Annotated in this window: 1 protein-coding gene; it reads left to right on the top strand. The window is 60.1% G+C overall.

Features of this window, described 5'->3' with window-relative positions; translation table 11 throughout:
• The coding region (locus GFC01_RS17750) for an ArsB/NhaD family transporter (protein ID WP_152948476.1) at nt 1-1,247 on the top strand (1,247 nt) is incomplete at both ends.

The raw sequence follows: 1,247 nt of genomic DNA, 5'->3' as shown, positions 1-1,247 counted from the left end.
ATTCACCGGACGGTGGCCGCCCTGGTGGGAGCCGCCCTTTTGGCCCTCACCGGCATCATCAACCCGGAAGAAGCGGTGCATGCCATTGACTTCAACACCATCGGTCTGCTGGTGGGCATGATGATCATCGTGGGCATCACCCGCCGGACGGGAGTTTTTGAATACCTGGCCGTCAAGGCCGCCCGCCAGGCCAGGGGAGAACCTATACGTATCCTGGCCGCCCTGTCCCTGGTCACGGCGGTAACTTCGGCTTTTCTGGACAACGTGACCACCGTCCTGCTGGTGGTCCCCGTTACCTTTGCCATTGCCGGCCAGCTGCAGATCAGCCCCGTACCCTTTCTCATCGCCGAGATTATCGCTTCCAACATCGGCGGCACGGCCACGTTGATCGGCGACCCGCCCAACATCATGATCGGCAGCCAGACCCACCTGGGATTTATGGATTTCGTCGTCAACCTGACGCCGGTAATTGTGGTCATTTACATCCTGACCGTTTTCTTCCTGCGCATCATCTACCGCCGGCAGCTGGTGGCCCGGCCGGAATTGCAGGAAAAGATCATGCAGTTGAACGAAAGGGATGAGATCAAGGACCCGGTTTTATTGAAAAAGTGCCTGATAGTGCTGTTTTTGACTATTGCCGGATTTGTGCTGCACCAGTACCTGCACATGGAATCCAGCGTCATCGCCCTTTCCGGGGCCAGCTTATTGTTGCTCATCACCCGGGAGGACCCGGAGCACGTGCTGCACGCGGTGGAATGGCCGGTAATCTTCTTTTTTGTGGGCCTCTTCCTGGTGGTGGGGGCGCTGGAGAAGGTGGGGGTCATCGAGGCCGTGGCCCGCTTTTCCCTGGAGGTGACCCGGGGACAGCTGGTGCCGGCGGCCATGCTCATCCTGTGGATTTCCGCCCTGGCCTCGGCCTTTGTGGATAATATCCCCTTCGTGGCCACCATGATCCCCCTCATCCATGACATGGGGCGGCTGGGCGGCATGGCCAACCTGGACCTGCTCTGGTGGGGCCTGTCCCTGGGGGCCTGCCTGGGAGGCAACGGTACGGTCATAGGCGCATCGGCCAACGTGGTGGTCATCGGGATGGCCGAAAAGAGAGGTATCCCCATTACCTTCCTGGGCTACATGAAAGTGGCCTTTCCCCTGATGCTCATGTCCATTGTGGTCTCCACGGTATACCTGCTCTTCTGGCACCATTACCACGGGCTGGTGTCCCTGCTGGGCACCCTGGCGGCCGGTGC

The sequence above is a fragment of the Desulfofundulus thermobenzoicus genome, from assembly GCF_009428905.1.
In the GTDB taxonomy this organism is placed as follows: Bacteria; Bacillota; Desulfotomaculia; order Desulfotomaculales; family Desulfovirgulaceae; genus Desulfofundulus_A; species Desulfofundulus_A thermobenzoicus.
The sequence above is the reverse complement of the archived record's forward strand: the minus strand, read 5'-3'. Positions and strand labels throughout refer to the sequence as shown.